Genomic DNA, 16,185 nt, shown 5'->3' with positions numbered 1-16,185 from the left:
CTACTCAAAATTTAAAGTAAATCTTTTAATTGATACAGTAGTTGATGTGCTTGTCTTGGCGTTAAGCTATCTGGATCAAGCTGTTTTAAGGTTAATTCAAGCTCAGAAGGCTCATCATCAAAACTTAATGTTTGCTGTTGTTGCTCAATAGGGGCAGTAACAGGTTGATGGTTCTCAAGCATTTTAAGCTTTTGTTTTGCTTGTTGGATCACCGCTTTTGGTACACCAGCCAAGGCAGCAACTTGTAAACCAAAGCTCTTGCTTGCTGCGCCTTCAAGCACGGTATGCATAAAGGCAATGGTGTCGTTGTGTTCAATGGCATCTAGGTGCACATTAACCAATCCCGTTTTTTGTTCGGCCAGTTCGGTTAACTCAAAATAGTGAGTTGCAAATAAGGTTTTAGCGGCAATTTTTGATGCTAAATAATCAGCCGTTGCATAGGCAAGCGATAAGCCATCATAAGTCGAAGTACCGCGACCAATTTCATCCATCAGTACCAGTGATTGTGCTGTGGCGTTATTTAAAATAGTTGCTGTTTCGGTCATTTCAACCATGAAGGTTGAGCGTCCTGATGCTAGGTCATCACTTGCGCCAATACGCGTAAAGATACGGTCAATATTACCAATTTCTGCACTATCAGCAGGAACGTAACAACCAATGTGAGCCATTAGAACAATAAGTGCAGTTTGGCGCATATAGGTCGATTTACCACCCATATTTGGACCTGTGATAATCAGCATTTTACGGTCGTTATTAAGCTCCACAGGGTTGGCAATAAACGGGTCTTTCATTACCTGCTCTACTACCGGGTGGCGACCTTGCTTAATGCTGATGTTATCGTTATCGCACAGAGTTGGCTTAGCATAATTAAGCGCTTGCGCACGTTCGGCTAAATTGTTCAGTACATCTAAATCTGCTAGAACAGCTGCCATTGTTTGTAGCTGCTCAATGTGCGGAGCAATAAACTCAAATAGTTGCTCGTAAAGCTGTTTTTCAAGCGCTAGCGCTTTTGACTGGCTACCAAGTACTTTATCTTCGTGCTCTTTAAGCTCAGGGATAATATAGCGCTCATTATTTTTTAGCGTTTGGCGGCGAATATAATCCGCAGGAACTAAATGTGAGTTAGCGCGGCTTACTTCAATAAAAAAGCCATGCACTTTGTTATAACCAATTTTTAAGGTGCTAATGCCAGTGCGCTCACGCTCACGCTCTTCAAGCTTTTCAAGAATATCGGTAGCACCTTGGCTTAGCGCTCGCCATTCATCAAGTTCGCTGTTGTAACCTGGTGCAATCACCCCTCCATCACGAATAAGCACCGGTGGGGTTTCGATTACAGCACGCTCTAGTAAGTCTTGTAGTTCAGGTAACTGTTGCGACTTAGCAATAATTTGACTAATACGCGGATCATTAGCATCTAGTAATAGTTCGTGAAGTGGCGCGAGAGCTTGCAGCGCGCTACGCAGGCGCGTTAAATCTCGCGGCCTAGCAGTGCAAAGCGCTAGGCGTGCAATAACACGTTCAATATCGCCAATTTGCTTTAATGACTCTTGTAGCTCACCACATAATTGCGCATCGATAATTGCGCTAATTGCGTTTAGTCGAGAGTTGAGCTCTGTTTTGCTGCGCACAGGGGTATGAATACGACGCTTTAATAAGCGTGAACCCATAGCTGTGGCTGTTTTATCAAGTACTTGCGCAAGCGTGTTTTCGTAACCACCCGATAAATTAACCGTTAGTTCAAGGTTTTTACGAGTTGCTGCATCTAAGATCACCGCGTGTTCGTTTTGTTCAAGGGTGATTGCACGGATATGCGGTAGGGCAATACGCTGAGTGTCTTTTACGTATTGCATTAAGCAGCCTGCAGCCACTAAAGCTGCGTGTGCTTTGTCTACTCCAAAACCAACTAAATCTTTGGTGCCAAATTGGTCGCAAAGTAAATGCTGCGCAGTATCTAGATCAAATTCCCATTCCGGGCGACGACGCGCGCCTTTGATATGTTCAATTAAGTGCACATTTGCAAATGTTTCACTATAAAGTAGCTCAGCAGGGGCTAAACGCTGTAATGTTGAGCTAAATGCTTCGTCGGTATTAACTTCTAACACATTGAACCGGCCAGAGTTAATATCTAAATAAGCAATACCATATAGGCCTTGTTTGTTTTGCCATACACTGGTTAGCAGGTTGTCTTGGCGTTCTTGTAATAATGCTTCGTCAGAAATTGTGCCCGGTGTAACAATACGTACAACTTTACGCTCAACAGGGCCTTTGCTAGTCGCTGGGTCACCAACTTGTTCACAAATAGCTACTGACTCACCCATTTGTACAAGGCGAGCTAAATAGTTTTCGACTGCGTGATAGGGTACGCCCGCCATTGGAATGGGGTCGCCACCGGCTTTACCTCGATGGGTTTGAGAAATATCAAGAAGTTGCGCTGCACGCTTGGCATCATCAAAGAAAAGTTCGTAAAAGTCGCCCATACGATAAAACAATAAAATATCCCGATGCTCGGCTTTTATTTTTAGATACTGCTGCATCATAGGGGTTTGTTGTTTTATAGTGTGCGGTGCATAAAGATCAAACGACATGTATTTACCCAAAGGCTGAATATGGAATTACACCAAGAGATTAAAACACTTGCTGCGAAATTAGGAGCTATTTTAACGGATAAACGCTTATGGATCACTACCGCAGAATCATGCACTGGTGGTGGAGTGAGTTATGCACTAACCGATACCCCTGGCAGCTCTAATTATATTGACCGAGCGTTTGTTACTTATAGTAACCAAGCAAAACATGAGCTCATTGGCGTTAGCGAGCAAACCTTAAACAGCTTTGGTGCGGTGAGTGAGCAAACCGTTGTTGAAATGGCATCGGGGGCGGCAAAAGCTGCAAACGCAGATATCGCAATAGCTATTTCGGGGATAGCAGGCCCCGGTGGTGGAACACTGGATAAACCTGTGGGATTAGTATGGTTTTGCATTCATTTTGCTGGTCAAAACTACCCAAGTCAGCAAGTTTTCTCTGGCGATCGAGCTGAAGTTAGACTGCAAGCTATTGTTTACTCATTAAAAAATATAATTGAATTGATAAAATCTGAAAATTAGCTTGATACTGTGATTTCATACAGTATACTGTCTGCATTAGCCGGATTTGGAGAACAGAATGAACGATAACAAACAAAAAGCCTTAGACGCTGCTTTATCACAAATTGAGCGTCAATTTGGTAAAGGCTCAATTATGAAACTGGGCGACAATAAAGCCCTAGATATTGAAGCAATCTCAACAGGTTCACTAGGTATCGATATCGCACTAGGTATTGGTGGTTTACCTACGGGTCGTATTGTTGAAGTGTATGGTCCTGAATCATCAGGTAAAACAACGCTTACTTTACAAGTTATCGCTGAAGCTCAAAAGCAAGGTAAAACGTGTGCATTCGTAGATGCTGAGCACGCTCTAGATCCTGTATACGCACAAAAATTGGGTGTAAACATTGATGACTTACTTGTTTCTCAACCAGATACTGGTGAGCAAGCATTAGAAATCTGTGACATGTTAGTTCGTTCAAGTGCCGTTGATGTTGTGATTGTTGACTCGGTAGCAGCTTTAACACCTAAAGCTGAAATCGAAGGTGACATGGGTGACTCACACATGGGTCTACAAGCTCGTTTAATGTCACAAGCTTTACGTAAGCTTACAGGTAACATCAAGCGTTCAAACACACTATGTATTTTCATCAACCAAATCCGTATGAAAATTGGTGTTATGTTTGGTAACCCTGAAACAACAACAGGTGGTAACGCACTTAAATTCTACTCTTCAGTACGTATCGATATTCGTCGTATTGGTTCTGTGAAAGAAGGCGACGAGGTTGTAGGTAACGAAACCCGCGTTAAAGTTGTTAAGAACAAGGTTGCTCCGCCGTTTAAACAAGCTGAGTTCATCATCATGTATGGTGAAGGTATTTCTAAACAAGGCGAGTTAATTGACCTAGGTGTTAAGCATAAGATTGTTGAAAAATCAGGTGCTTGGTACAGCTACAATGGCAGCAAAGTTGGTCAAGGTAAAGCAAACTCAATTAAGTTCTTAAAAGACAACCCAGAGATCGCAGATGAGATCGAAGGTAAGTTACGTGAGATGCTATTACTTCAGGCAACAGAACAACCAGAAGATGGTGAAGATGCTGGCCTATTAGCTGAAGACGAGCTATAAACACCGCAAAAGAGTACAGTTAAGCGTGACTTGACCCGCACTTAACACAAAAAAGACCGCTACACAGTTAGCGGTTTTTTTATGGGTGAAAGTTAGCGAGAGTAAAGTCAGAAAGGGTAAAGTTAGCAAAGGTAAACTTTACTCTTGCAACTCTTTCATGAAAAAGCCGCATATGATGCGGCTTTTCATGTACTTAAAGCTTAAAACTTTCAGCTTCTAGCTCAAAGCTTACAGCTGCCAGTTGAAAGACACTGAGTAGTTACGCGGTGCGCCGTAATAACCTTGAGCCCAGAAAAGACTGTGGATGTACTTTTCGTTGGTCACGTTATTAACGTTCAAGTTAACGCTCATATTGTCGTTAATATCGTACGTTGCCATTAGGTTTAATAGGCCGTACGCATCTTGCGTTGTGGTGATAAGTGCAGTATTCGTAGCCGCATCACGCACTTGTACGCGCTTTGTATCGTCTTGCCAACGATAGTTTAGGCCAAAGGTTAAACCATCAATCTCAGGCACTTTATGAGTTACAGCAAGTTTGAACTGGTTTTCAGGTGTGTAGTCTTTTACTAACTCATCACCATCAATGTTTAGGTTGCTGTAGCTGAAGCTTGCACTTAGTGTTTCGTTGATTTGACCACTAAGTTCTACTTCAATACCATCGCTGTTAATACCATCTGCGCCATAGTAGCGAGTGTCATCAGGTAATGAATCAGGGATAGCAACAGCAAGGCCAACTTGTTTAGCGTCAAAGTAAGCAACTGTTACAAATAAGTCGTCATCAAGTAGCTGAGCTTTCACACCAATTTCGCTGCTTTTACCAGTGATTGGATCTAAGTAATCACCATTGATGTCACGCTCTGTTTGCGGTACGAAGGTTTCTGTGTAACTTGCATAAGTTGAGAAGCTTTCGTTGATATCATATACAGCACCGAAGTAAGGCACCGTTTGGTCGCTATCTTTGTCTTTTGCAACGCCGTAAGAGGCACCTTCAGTTTCCCAATTTACTTGGCTCACACCTGCTAAAATGCTGAATGCGTCAGTTGCACGAATGCGTGTTGAAACATATGCAGAGCGTTGACGGCTAGTGATATCAGCACCTGTTAAACCATCAGTAAGTGTTGGTACTGGCGCAACACCGTCCCAACCACCTAGCTCAGGCATTGCAGGAAAACCATTGCCTGTGGTGTTGTCATACAATGATTTATCTTTGTTATCCATATCTGCTTGGTTTACACCAAACGACAGATCATGTTCCATACCAAATAAATCAAATTTACCTGTTGCGTAGATATCTAAAATGTCGTGCTTATCTTTGTGGTCATATTCACTGGCATAACCAGTTAGGCCAAGACCTGTTTCTCTGTCTGGTGTGCCGTAAACATAGAAAAGCTCAGAATCTTGCTCATTTTCTAAGTGCGCGTAGCTTGCTTTTAAGAACCAAGTATTGGTGATTGCTTGCTCAATTGATAAGAACAGCTGCTCAGTTGTGTTATTCCAGTATGACCAATCAGACGCTGTGCTAGTTGAAGCGTCAAAGTTTGTTGCCGAACCATCACTGTAATAGAGCGGTAATGCACCCCAAAGTGGGCTGTCGGCATCTTTCTTTTGATTTACATAGTTTGCAGTGACAACTGTGCTATCAGTTAGCTGGCCTTCGTAGGCTAGGTAATAAATTGTTTTATCTTGCTCGTAACGGTCAAGGTATGACTCAGTTTTGTGCTTTGTGAATACAGCACGTACAGCGTGGTTTTCGTTGATAGCAGTTGAAGCGTCAAGCTCTAAACGCTTGTTGTCCCAAGAACCATACGATACAGACGCATTGACTTGCGTTTGATAAGTAGGGCGCTTTAGTACCATGTTGACTGTTGCAGATGGGTTACCAGCACCTGTCATTAAACCATTGGCACCACGTACAATTTCAACACTATCGAAAATAGACGTATCAAGAGTACCTTGGATTGAACCGTTGTCTTGCGGCATACCCATGCCATTAACTTGGAAGTTGGTGATCTCAAAACCACGAGCTTTAAAATAAGTACGGTCAGTTTCGATTTGCTCAACAGTCACACCCGGTGTGCTTTCAAGTACAGCGTTTAAATTATCGAGTGAGAAGTCATCCATTAGCGCACGTGATACAACAGAGATTGACTGTGGTGTTTCTTTAATTGTTAGCCCTAATTTGGTTGCTGACTGTGCTTCTTCAGTGATGTAGTTTTTATGATGCTGGCCATACACGGCAATTTTTTCAATTGCTTGTTCTTCTTTTTGTTGTTCTGCAAAAGCGTGGCCACTTAAAAGTGCTGAGGTCACTAGGCTTAATTGAGATAAGCGCAAAAATGTTGATGACATGCAAAGTTCCAATTAGTTCAATGAATAGTGAAATTAATGCGTAATTTAATCTAAACGAAAATAATTTGCAATTAGCGTTTCTATTTTAGTGAATTATGGTTTGCAAAAAGCTAAAAGGGGATCACTGTAAATAAAAAGCAGAAATAAAAAAAGCGGCCGAAGCCGCTTCAGGAAGTAAAATAATTTTAAATCTTAAAATACGTATTTTGCAGAGAACTGTAGACGATCCATATCGCCGTCAGCACCGCTTTCTAGTTCACGCTCAGCATGTTTAAACTCAACACCAAATGTAAGCTTTTTAACAGGCGAATATAAAAGGTTGGCACTATAACTTTGACTCATTTCTGTAGGGTCGCCAGTCACAGCAAGTAAATCTGTGTTGTTATCTGCTGAAAAGAATGAATAAAGGAAAGTTGAGCGCCATTGGCTGTTCCAGTGTTGTTGATAGGCAATGAAACCTGATGTTGAATCAATTGCATCTAAATCATCACCATCAAGCACCGCACCATTTGCTACGTTTAAACCAATGTAGCGGCCTAAACCTGAGCCTTGAGTTAGCATAAATTTAAGGTTATTTTGACCAAAATTTACTTTACCAGATGCACTGATACCGAACGATGATGTATCTGCATCAATGCCATTTTGTTTATAAGTTAACTGACGAGCAAGACCGGTAAATACTAATTCACCCCAGTCAGCTTTATGTGCGTAACGTGCTGTAAAGTCAGGCATTGATGCATCATCAGTAGCTACACGTGCGCCGCCAACTGTAACTGTGCTCTCTGGGTTTTCGATAGAGAATGACCAATTACCGGTAGTGTAACGTGCCTGTGCTTGACGTACGAACACAGTACCTTCTGCAGGACCGACGAAGTCGAGTGTTTCTGGTAATGCACCTACGTTTTGAAAGTTTGACCAAGCTTGACCAAATAACCAACCATCATAAGTCACAAATGCTTGACGAATACGAGGCGCGTAAGAGTTACTAACACGTTCGTTACCGCCTGGCGCTGAAGCAATAAAGTCTATTTCAATTTTAGTTTTGATGGTTTTACCATCGTCTAATTTTGTTGCTGTACCTAGGTTAAAGCGAGATTGGCGTGCATGCATGTCAAATACTGCATCGCTGTCGCTGTCTGCGCCTACCGGTGTTGTACCTGGTACATAGAAGTCACGGCCAATGCTGCCGCCAGCTGGTACGCCTGCAGAGTAATCACTCCACATAGCATCAAGTTTTACATAGCCACCATAAGAGACGTCTGTGTTACCAATGGTTGCGGCGTTAGCGGTACCTGCAAGTGCACATAAAACAGCCGAAGCTGTGAGTGTTTTTAATGCGGTTACTTTTGTTGTTGTCATAATGTGTATTCCTGTCGAAGCTACTTGTTGATTGCATTAATGTTGTTGTATCACTGTTGTTTAAGAAATGACTTCTCTCAATTATCTATTGGTCTATTAGACTAAGGTGGAATGGGTAGTTAAATCGCATCCAACCTAACATTGGACTAGATTATAGAAGGCAATTTTAAAGTTTTTTGTTAAATGACAAGATATACAACTAAGGTCTAATACTTTCAGGGGCTTTGCTGAGTGATCCTTGAAGCAGGCCGTAGGCAAGTAATTAAAATGGAGACGACAACAATGTCAGAAAGTATCTATCCAGTACCAGCGCATATCAAGAATGCAGCACTAGTTGATAACGATAAATATAATACACTGTACAAGCAATCTATTGATGACCCTGAAGGATTTTGGCGAGAGCACGGTAAACGCCTTGATTGGTCAACTCCTTATAACAAAGTAAAGAACACCTCATTCGACAAAGGCCACATCAGCATTCGCTGGTATGAAGACGGCCAACTTAACGCATCTTACAACTGTATTGATCGCCACCTTGCCACTAAAGCCGATAAAACAGCTCTTATTTGGGAAGGCGATAACCCTGAACACAACGAAAATATTAGCTACCAACAGCTTCACGACGAAGTAGCTAAGCTAGCCAACGGCCTTAAAAAATTAGGTGTATCAAAAGGTGACCGTGTTGCTATTTATATGCCAATGACACCGCAGGCTATTTACGCTATGCAAGCGTGTGCGCGTATTGGTGCTATTCACTCTGTAGTATTTGGTGGTTTCTCTCCATCAGCGATTGCTGACCGAATTAATGACTCAGGCGCTAAAGTGGTAATTACTTCAGACGAAGGTCGCCGTGCTGGCAACTGCGTACCACTTAAAGCAAATGTTGATGAAGCGGTATCACAAGACTCAGTAACCACAGTTGAGCACGTTATTGTTCATCAGCTAACGGGTGGTGAAGTTGAGTGGAATAGTCATGATGTTTGGTGGCATGAGCTTGTCGCTGACTTACCAGCCGAGTGCGAACCAGAGCCAATGAATGCAGAAGATCCGCTTTTTATTCTTTATACTTCAGGCTCAACGGGTCAACCAAAAGGTGTGGTTCATACTACCGGTGGTTACCTTGTTTATGCATCAATGACACATGAATATGTGTTTGATCTTAAAGAAGACGATATTTTCTGGTGTAGTGCCGATGTGGGCTGGATCACTGGTCACAGCTACATTGCTTATGGCCCATTAGTGAATGGCTGCACGCAAGTCGTATTTGAAGGTGTACCAACTTACCCAACAGCGGGCCGTATGGGTGAAGTAATTGATAAGCACAACGTGACTATTCTTTACACAGCACCAACTGCTATTCGTGCTCTAATGGCGAAAGGCGATGAGCCAACAGCGACTTCAACTCGTAAAAGTCTTCGTGTTATGGGTTCTGTAGGTGAGCCAATTAACCCAGAAGCGTGGGCATGGTATTACGAACATATTGGTAACGAAAACTGCCCAATCGTAGATACTTGGTGGCAAACAGAGACCGGCGGCATCATGATCACACCATTACCAGGTGCGACAGATATGAAGCCAGGCTCAGCAACACGTCCATTCTTTGGTATTGCACCAGCACTATTTGATGCTGAGGGTAATACACTAGAAGGTGCGGTTGATGGTAACCTTGTTATTTTAGATAGCTGGCCATCACAAGCACGAACAGTTTATGGCGACCATGAACGCTTTGAACAAACCTATTTCTCAGCATACCCAGGCGTGTACTTCACAGGTGATGGTTGTCGTCGTGATGAAGATGGCTACTACTGGATCACAGGCCGTGTAGATGACGTACTTAACGTATCAGGTCACCGCCTAGGTACTGCAGAAATCGAAAGTGCATTGGTTGCTCACGAAGCAGTAGCAGAAGCTGCAGTCGTAGGTTACCCACATGATATTAAAGGTCAGGGCATCTATGTTTACATCACTCCAAATGAGGGGATTGTAGTAAGCGATGAACTAACAAAAGAGGTACGTAACTGGGTTCGTAAAGAATTAAGCCCAATTGCTTCACCAGATATGATCCAATGGTCTCCAGGTTTACCGAAAACTCGTTCTGGTAAGATCATGCGTCGAATTTTACGTAAAATTGCGGCAAATGAGCACCAACAGCTTGGAGATACTTCTACACTAGCCGATCCGAGCGTTGTTGATGAGCTAATCGAAAACCGATTAAATCGTTAAAATCGCGTTAAAAACTTGATTAGAAGTTGATTCTAAACGTAGTATATCGGCTGTCACTTAGAAATAGGTGTCAGCCGAATTTATTAGGAGTGAACCATGAGTCAGTTTTTAATAGCGGACGATCATCCGTTATTTCGTGAAGCGCTGAAAGGGGCATTGAGTGCTAAGTTCGCTGATTTAGAAGTGTTTGAATCGGAAAACTTTGATACCACCTTGCAGGTGCTGAGCGAACAAGAAGATCTTGATATCTTACTACTAGACCTTCACATGCCAGGCAATGGCGATTTATACGGCCTTATTCGCATTCGCGAAGACTATCCAAGCTTACCAATAGCTGTTGTTTCTGGCAGCGAAGACATCAATGTAGTTTCTAAAGTAATGGGTTATGGTGCGATGGGATTTATTCCTAAATCATCTTCATCAGATGATATTGCGCTGGCAATTAACCACATTCTTGAAGGCGATGTTTGGCTTCCACTTGAGCTTAAAGATAAAGTGGCTGCCGTAGATGGCGAAGACAAGGAAATTGCAGCGCAAGTGGCTTCACTGACGCCGCAGCAATACAAGGTGTTGCAATACTTGCACGAAGGCTTGCTAAACAAACAGATTGCTTACGAGTTACATATTTCTGAAGCAACAGTCAAAGCACACATTACAGCAATTTTTAGAAAGCTAGGTGTGTATAACCGTACTCAAGCGGTATTAATTGCCTCTAAGTTACAATTAGAGCCTATTGAGTCGGCATAACAAACGATAATAAAAACAATAAAGAGGCCACTCAGCCTCTTCATTTTATTGCCTAAGCGAACACCACGGTTCGATTTCCATTGATAAACAGTTTATGTTCAGATGCGAGTTGCAACGCTTTGCAGAACACTGTTTTCTCTACATCTTTACCCATTTTTGCCATCATCTCTGCGGTATCAGCATGACTGACATGCGTCACATCTTGTAAAATAATTGGCCCTTCATCGAGCTCATTATTAACAAAGTGAGCGGTCGCGCCAATAATTTTTACACCGCGCTCAAATGCCTGATGGTAAGGCTTTGCGCCAATAAAGGCTGGCAAAAATGAATGGTGAATATTAATAATCTTACCTTCAAAGCGCGCCACAAATTCAGGGCTTAAAATACGCATGTATTTAGCAAGGCCGATGATATCAGGCTGATAGCTGGCAATTAAATCACCGACTTGTTGATCATGCTCCGCACGGCTTAAGCCTTCGTGCGATACCACATGAAATGGTACACCAAAGCCTGCCGCCAGTGGCGCTAAGTCGGCGTAGTTGGCAATCACAGCTAGTACTTCGATGTTTAATGCTTTTTCGAATTGCTTTAGTAATACACCACCTAAACAGTGCGCTTCTTTAGTGGCAAGCAATACCACTTTAGTTTTTTCGCTGCTGTGCAGGGCAAGCTCTGCGCCATCAGGAAGTAGCTCAGCAAGGCTTGGTAAAAAGTCATCTGAAATAACGCCGCTTAACTCTGTACGCATAAAAAAGCGTTTAGCGTCTTTATCTACAAATTCGTTATTACGTGTAATGTTTAAGTTATGCTGATGACAAAGGCCGGTGATCTTGGCAATTAGACCAACATCATCATCGCATTGTGTGGTTAAAATCGTGTTCATAGTCCTCATTCTAATCCCGTTTGTGTGAACACCATTATTTGCTAATTTTTTTGTGCTGCATAGCGCAAATTTAACTATCTAATAATTTATCTGATTTGATTGCATAAGCGCCTAAAATGTAATCATTATTTACTTTTCGTGTAAAAGTAAGCTGCTTTCACTATAAATGTGATTTTCTGTCTATAATTATGATTAATTAAGTGCTTCTCTACATCATTTTCTACACTTTTTAACCTTATCGTAAGTAACTGTAAGTGAAGGTAATAGTTTGTAAAACATAGAATTTTTTCGCACTATTCGAGTCAGAATGGGGTATTACAAACAATAAGGAAAAAATTCCATGAAAAGCACTCTGCTTAAAAAAATTGTTGCCTCAAGTTTGCTTTCGGTACTGGCTGCCTGTTCAAGCGACGACAGCAGCAGTAACAACAGTGGTTATGTGCAACTGTACAATGGCTCTTACAACAGCCCATACACACGTTTATTTGTTGATGACACTGAACGTTCGGGCGCAGATTTTGGTGATGTATCAACTCGTCATAACTACAGTTCGGGGGAGTATGATTTAACTTTTGAATATGTTGATGCCAACGATAGCTATATCACCATCGATGAAGAAACCATCAAAATTAAAAATGATCAAACTCAGTTGCTAGTAATGAACGGCGACTTTGCTGAACCAACGTTTACAGAGCTCAGTGTGCCGACGTCAAGCGATGAAGATGAATTCAATGTTGGCTTTTTTAATATCGTTGGTGAAGATAACCTTTACGATGTATACGTTGCTACTGACGACGGGTTATTTGATACCGCTGAGTTATTAATGACTTCGCAATACCTCGTTGAACCAGAATTAGCGACGCTTGAGCAAGGTTATTACACTATATATATTACCGCTAGCGGTAGCACAGATGTGATTTTTGAATCACCAACCGTGTACTTTAATGATGAAGCAACGTACATGGCGATGATCCGTCCAAGTTATGCAACAGAAGAAGATGGCATTACGCTTGATGTCGTGACGGCAAGTAGCTCAGTAACACAACTAAACCACCAAGACGCGCAAGGTCAGCTGCGTTTTATCAATACTATTGATGATTACACACAAACCCAGTTTAAAGTAACCCGAGGCACAACGGCGACTAACACCGAGGTTGTTAGCAACGATAGTTACTCTGAATACATGAGCATGTCGCCAAATAGTTACAGCGTCGCCATGTTAGATGAAGCAGGTGACACGATTGTAGATAACTTCTTAATGACATTAGAACGTGAGCAAAGTGCGGTTGGTCTTTTCTACAATGACAAAGATTACGGGCCTCGTATGATGACCATTGAAGAAAACCTAACTCCAAGCAGCTACAGCCATGCAGTTACTGTGGTTAACTTAATTGATAGCTATGCAGGGCAAGAAATTGATGAGGTTGATGTGTACTTCACCCTCAATGGTGAAACGGTTGAAGATACTAGCAATGTTGTAGAAGGGTTAGATCAATATGACCAACAAGAGCAGGTGGTTGATAACGAAGTTTATACAACTTATGTGGTGTTTGAAGATAACGGTCAACAGATTGTGCTATTACAACAAAGCGATATGGATTTTACTGAAGAAGGTAACTATATCTTGGTGATTGAACACGATGAAACCACTGATTCAGGTTTTAAAATGACCTTAGAGCGTACGGTGACTGAACAGTCTTAACCGGCTAAAACGCAATATCGTTGTTTATTTACTCTTGCTAAGTGTTTATTGTATAAACAATTAAGGCTTTTTGCTTTTTTGTTTAAAGCGTACACAAGGAGAGGATATGGACGGCGGTATTGCGTTAATAATATTACTAGCACTAGTTGTTGTAGGTGGCTCAATTGCTGGTTTTTTTGCCTTTTTTCAACTCTCTAGTTTAAAGCGAGAGGTAGCTGCTCTTCGAGTCAAACTTAACGCGACATATAGTCATCATCCACAAACAAATACTGCAAACCAGTTTGATAATTCAAACGCCGATCTGACTGACACAGCAAAATTTGAACCAGAGCCTGTAGTCATTAGTAAGCCGATTGAGGCTACTAATAAAAAGCCAGAGCAAACAAAACCCAAGCCTGCGACTTTAAATCCGCTAGTAAGCCAACTCGTTACACAAATCAAAGCCAATTGGTTAACTTGGGTAGGAGCGGTTGCACTTGCCTTTGGCGGTATCTTTTTAGCCCGCTATTCACTGGAGGCAGGCTTATTATCCGAAACTATGCGACTTACGCTTGGCGCTATTTTTGGTTTGAGCTTAATTGTTGCGGCGGAGGTTTTACATCGTAAAGGTATTATCTTTGATGGGTTTAGCAACTATATTCCCGCGGCGCTGGCAAGTGGCGGCTTTATTAGTTGTTTTGCATTGACCTTGCTGGCCTACAGCCATTATGGCTTACTGCAAGCTTTACCTGCATTTAGCATTTTAACCTTAGTTTCTGTAGCAGCCAGCTGGATGGCTCTACGTTTTGGTCCTGTGCTAGCAGTCATTGGCATTATTGGCGCCTACAGCGTGCCGGTTTGGGTTAATACCGGGAGCAATGACTTTATAGCACTGCTAACTTATGTTGCTTTTGTTAGTGTATCGGCTTCGCTAGTTGCTCATTACGTAAAACGGCATTGGTTGTGGTATCTGTTATGGGTAGGTCATTTAGGCTGGTATTACCTAGTTGCAATGAGTGCAGCTAAAAACCTGCATTGGTTTATTAATCTTTATGCTCTATTTAGCATCGTATTGTTAATTGCGATTCCACGCCTAGGGCTGAGTATTAAACAAATAGAATACCGTCCACATCGCTTTAAAACACTACTTAAGCAACTGCCTGACAACCCTCTGTTGATAGCTGTTGTCGTGCCACTTTATCTTTTACTCATGAGCAGTAACCAACTGCTTACTTGGCAGCTTAGTATGTTGTCGTTAGTGGCTTTACTGCTTCTTTTGGTATTAAAAAACAGTGCATGGGATCACTGGCTGATACTAGCTGTTGTGAGTGTAATGTGTTTGCTTACAGGGCAACACAATGCTGTTGATTACTCTGAGCAGCTTTTTGTATTTCGGCAAAATTACGGAGCAGGGCTGTTTTTTATTGCTTTGTTTGCGGGTTATGGGTTTTTGTTTGGTCGTAAATACCCCAAACGCTTAGGTTTTGCTTTACTTGCTTCACTTTCAAGTTTTGTGATTATTAGTTGCTTATATGTCATCACTCCCGAACATGCCTTGATGACGGCGTATCCGGTTTGGTGCTTTGTATTACTGGCACTGTCTGCTGGGTTATTTAAGTTATCACTTAATAGCACAAATCCAATGCGGGTATTTAGTTACTGGCTTGGCGGTAATGCCAATATTAGCTTAGCGTTAACCATGCTCCTTGAAGGCAGCAGCTTGACCTTAGCGCTTGCTGCGCAGGTGTTGTTGATCAGTTTTTATGTCAATAAACAGTCACTCAGCATTCCTACTTGGCCGCTTAAGGGTTTAGTTGGCGCTTTACTTGTTAGGTTAAGCTTTGCACCTTGGTCAGCTGATTACAGTGGTGTGTTGCTGCTCGGTGTGCACTGGAGTTTGGTTGTATACCCAGTATGCGCTTGCTTATTTTACTTTGCAGCGAGGCACTGGCAGCAGCAATCTGTTCAGGTGTGGCTAGAAGGTGCAACGCTTCATTGTATTGCTTTATTTCTTACCACAGAGACGAGCTATCAGTTGGTGGGGCACTACCCAGACTTTGAGAACTTGTCTGTGTATGAGCATATTTTATTAACCTGTAATTGGGGCATCTTGGGTTGTGTTTATTTACTGCGTTCACGCTTTACTGCGCAATTAGCTAAGCTCTATCAAGTAGCAGGTTTTGCGTTATTAACATTGAGTGGCTTGTTAGTGCTGAAAAGCTTTACCGCAGTAAATCCGTTTTTTGAGCCGATAAATATAGGCAGTTGGCCGATTATTAACTGGCTATTATTACTTTGGTTAGTCCCTGCCTGTATTGCAATTTGGGCAAGCCGACTAACTCAATCTCAGCACTCTTTACAAAAGCTGTTTACAGCTCTTGCGGGTGTGATGAGTGTTTTATATATCAATGCGGAAATTCGCCATAACTGGCAAGGCGAGTTTATAAATATTGCTTTGCCAACCTCAGATGCCGAGCTTTACAGTTATTCTTTAATTTGGCTTGTTATCGGTGCCTTGGTGGTTGTGGTGGGGCAGTTAAGAGCCATTACGGTATTACAAAAGCTCGGCCTTGGCTTATTGGCGCTGGTGGTGTTAAAAGTGTTTTTGATTGATATGGCAAACTTAACTGGATTACTTCGAGCTATTTCGTTTATCGGCTTAGGCTTGTCGTTAGTGGCACTTAGCTGGTTATTCCAAAAACTTAAGGCAAAGCCTGCAGCTTTGCCTTAAGTG

Annotated in this window: 10 protein-coding genes; 6 read left to right on the top strand and 4 right to left on the bottom strand. The window is 42.1% G+C overall.

The window, feature by feature from the left end; all coding sequences use genetic code 11:
- Positions 1 to 11 precede the first annotated feature (11 nt).
- Entirely contained in the window at positions 12 to 2,585 is a 2,574-nt protein-coding gene (mutS, locus tag NFU46_RS07520) for a DNA mismatch repair protein MutS (protein ID WP_055021014.1), read from the bottom strand.
- 21 nt (positions 2,586 to 2,606) lie between these two features.
- Between mutS and NFU46_RS07515 the strand changes: the two genes are divergently transcribed.
- Both NFU46_RS07515 and recA read left to right on the top strand, forming a co-directional pair.
- A complete protein-coding gene (locus NFU46_RS07515) occupies positions 2,607 to 3,104 on the top strand; it encodes a nicotinamide-nucleotide amidohydrolase family protein (protein WP_054560895.1) in 498 nt (165 codons plus the stop codon).
- Positions 3,105 to 3,162: 58 nt separating this feature from the next.
- On the top strand, positions 3,163 to 4,209 hold the full coding sequence (gene recA / locus NFU46_RS07510; RefSeq protein WP_054560894.1) for a recombinase RecA: 1,047 nt from the start codon (positions 3,163 to 3,165) through the stop codon (positions 4,207 to 4,209).
- Between the two features lie 228 nt (positions 4,210 to 4,437).
- Here recA and NFU46_RS07505 read toward each other — a convergent pair whose 3' ends face one another.
- Both NFU46_RS07505 and NFU46_RS07500 read right to left on the bottom strand, forming a co-directional pair.
- Positions 4,438 to 6,558 carry a TonB-dependent siderophore receptor gene (locus NFU46_RS07505; RefSeq protein ID WP_251600954.1) on the bottom strand — a complete coding sequence of 707 codons (2,121 nt, stop codon included), beginning with the start codon at positions 6,556 to 6,558 and terminating at the stop codon, positions 4,438 to 4,440.
- A gap of 192 nt (positions 6,559 to 6,750) precedes the next feature.
- Positions 6,751 to 7,917, bottom strand: coding sequence for a DcaP family trimeric outer membrane transporter (locus tag NFU46_RS07500; RefSeq protein WP_130050708.1), 1,167 nt, complete (start codon positions 7,915 to 7,917; stop codon positions 6,751 to 6,753).
- Between the two features lie 282 nt (positions 7,918 to 8,199).
- Between NFU46_RS07500 and acs the strand changes: the two genes are divergently transcribed.
- Positions 8,200 to 10,140, top strand: a complete 1,941-nt coding sequence (gene acs / locus NFU46_RS07495) for an acetate--CoA ligase (RefSeq protein ID WP_175078418.1) — start codon at positions 8,200 to 8,202, stop codon at positions 10,138 to 10,140.
- A 96-nt stretch (positions 10,141 to 10,236) separates the two neighbouring features.
- Positions 10,237 to 10,887 (top strand): response regulator transcription factor, encoded by a 651-nt coding sequence (locus NFU46_RS07490; protein WP_054551155.1) that lies wholly within the window; start codon positions 10,237 to 10,239, stop codon positions 10,885 to 10,887.
- Positions 10,888 to 10,939: 52 nt separating this feature from the next.
- On the opposite strand, the gene purU is transcribed toward NFU46_RS07490, so the two are convergent.
- On the bottom strand, positions 10,940 to 11,770 hold the full coding sequence (gene purU / locus NFU46_RS07485) for a formyltetrahydrofolate deformylase (protein WP_055021009.1): 831 nt from the start codon (positions 11,768 to 11,770) through the stop codon (positions 10,940 to 10,942).
- 340 nt (positions 11,771 to 12,110) lie between these two features.
- Here purU and NFU46_RS07480 point away from each other — a divergent pair, with 340 nt between their 5' ends.
- Together NFU46_RS07480 and NFU46_RS07475 are read left to right on the top strand one after the other, a co-directional pair.
- Positions 12,111 to 13,472 (top strand): hypothetical protein, encoded by a 1,362-nt coding sequence (locus NFU46_RS07480; RefSeq protein WP_251600952.1) that lies wholly within the window; start codon positions 12,111 to 12,113, stop codon positions 13,470 to 13,472.
- A 106-nt stretch (positions 13,473 to 13,578) separates the two neighbouring features.
- Positions 13,579 to 16,182 carry a DUF2339 domain-containing protein gene (locus NFU46_RS07475; RefSeq protein WP_251600950.1) on the top strand — a complete coding sequence of 868 codons (2,604 nt, stop codon included), beginning with the start codon at positions 13,579 to 13,581 and terminating at the stop codon, positions 16,180 to 16,182.
- Positions 16,183 to 16,185: the final 3 nt, after the last annotated feature.

Source organism: Pseudoalteromonas sp. NCCP-2140, from assembly GCF_023708065.1.
GTDB lineage: Bacteria > Pseudomonadota > Gammaproteobacteria > Enterobacterales > Alteromonadaceae > Pseudoalteromonas.
This window is presented reverse-complemented; position numbering and strand designations above follow the sequence as displayed.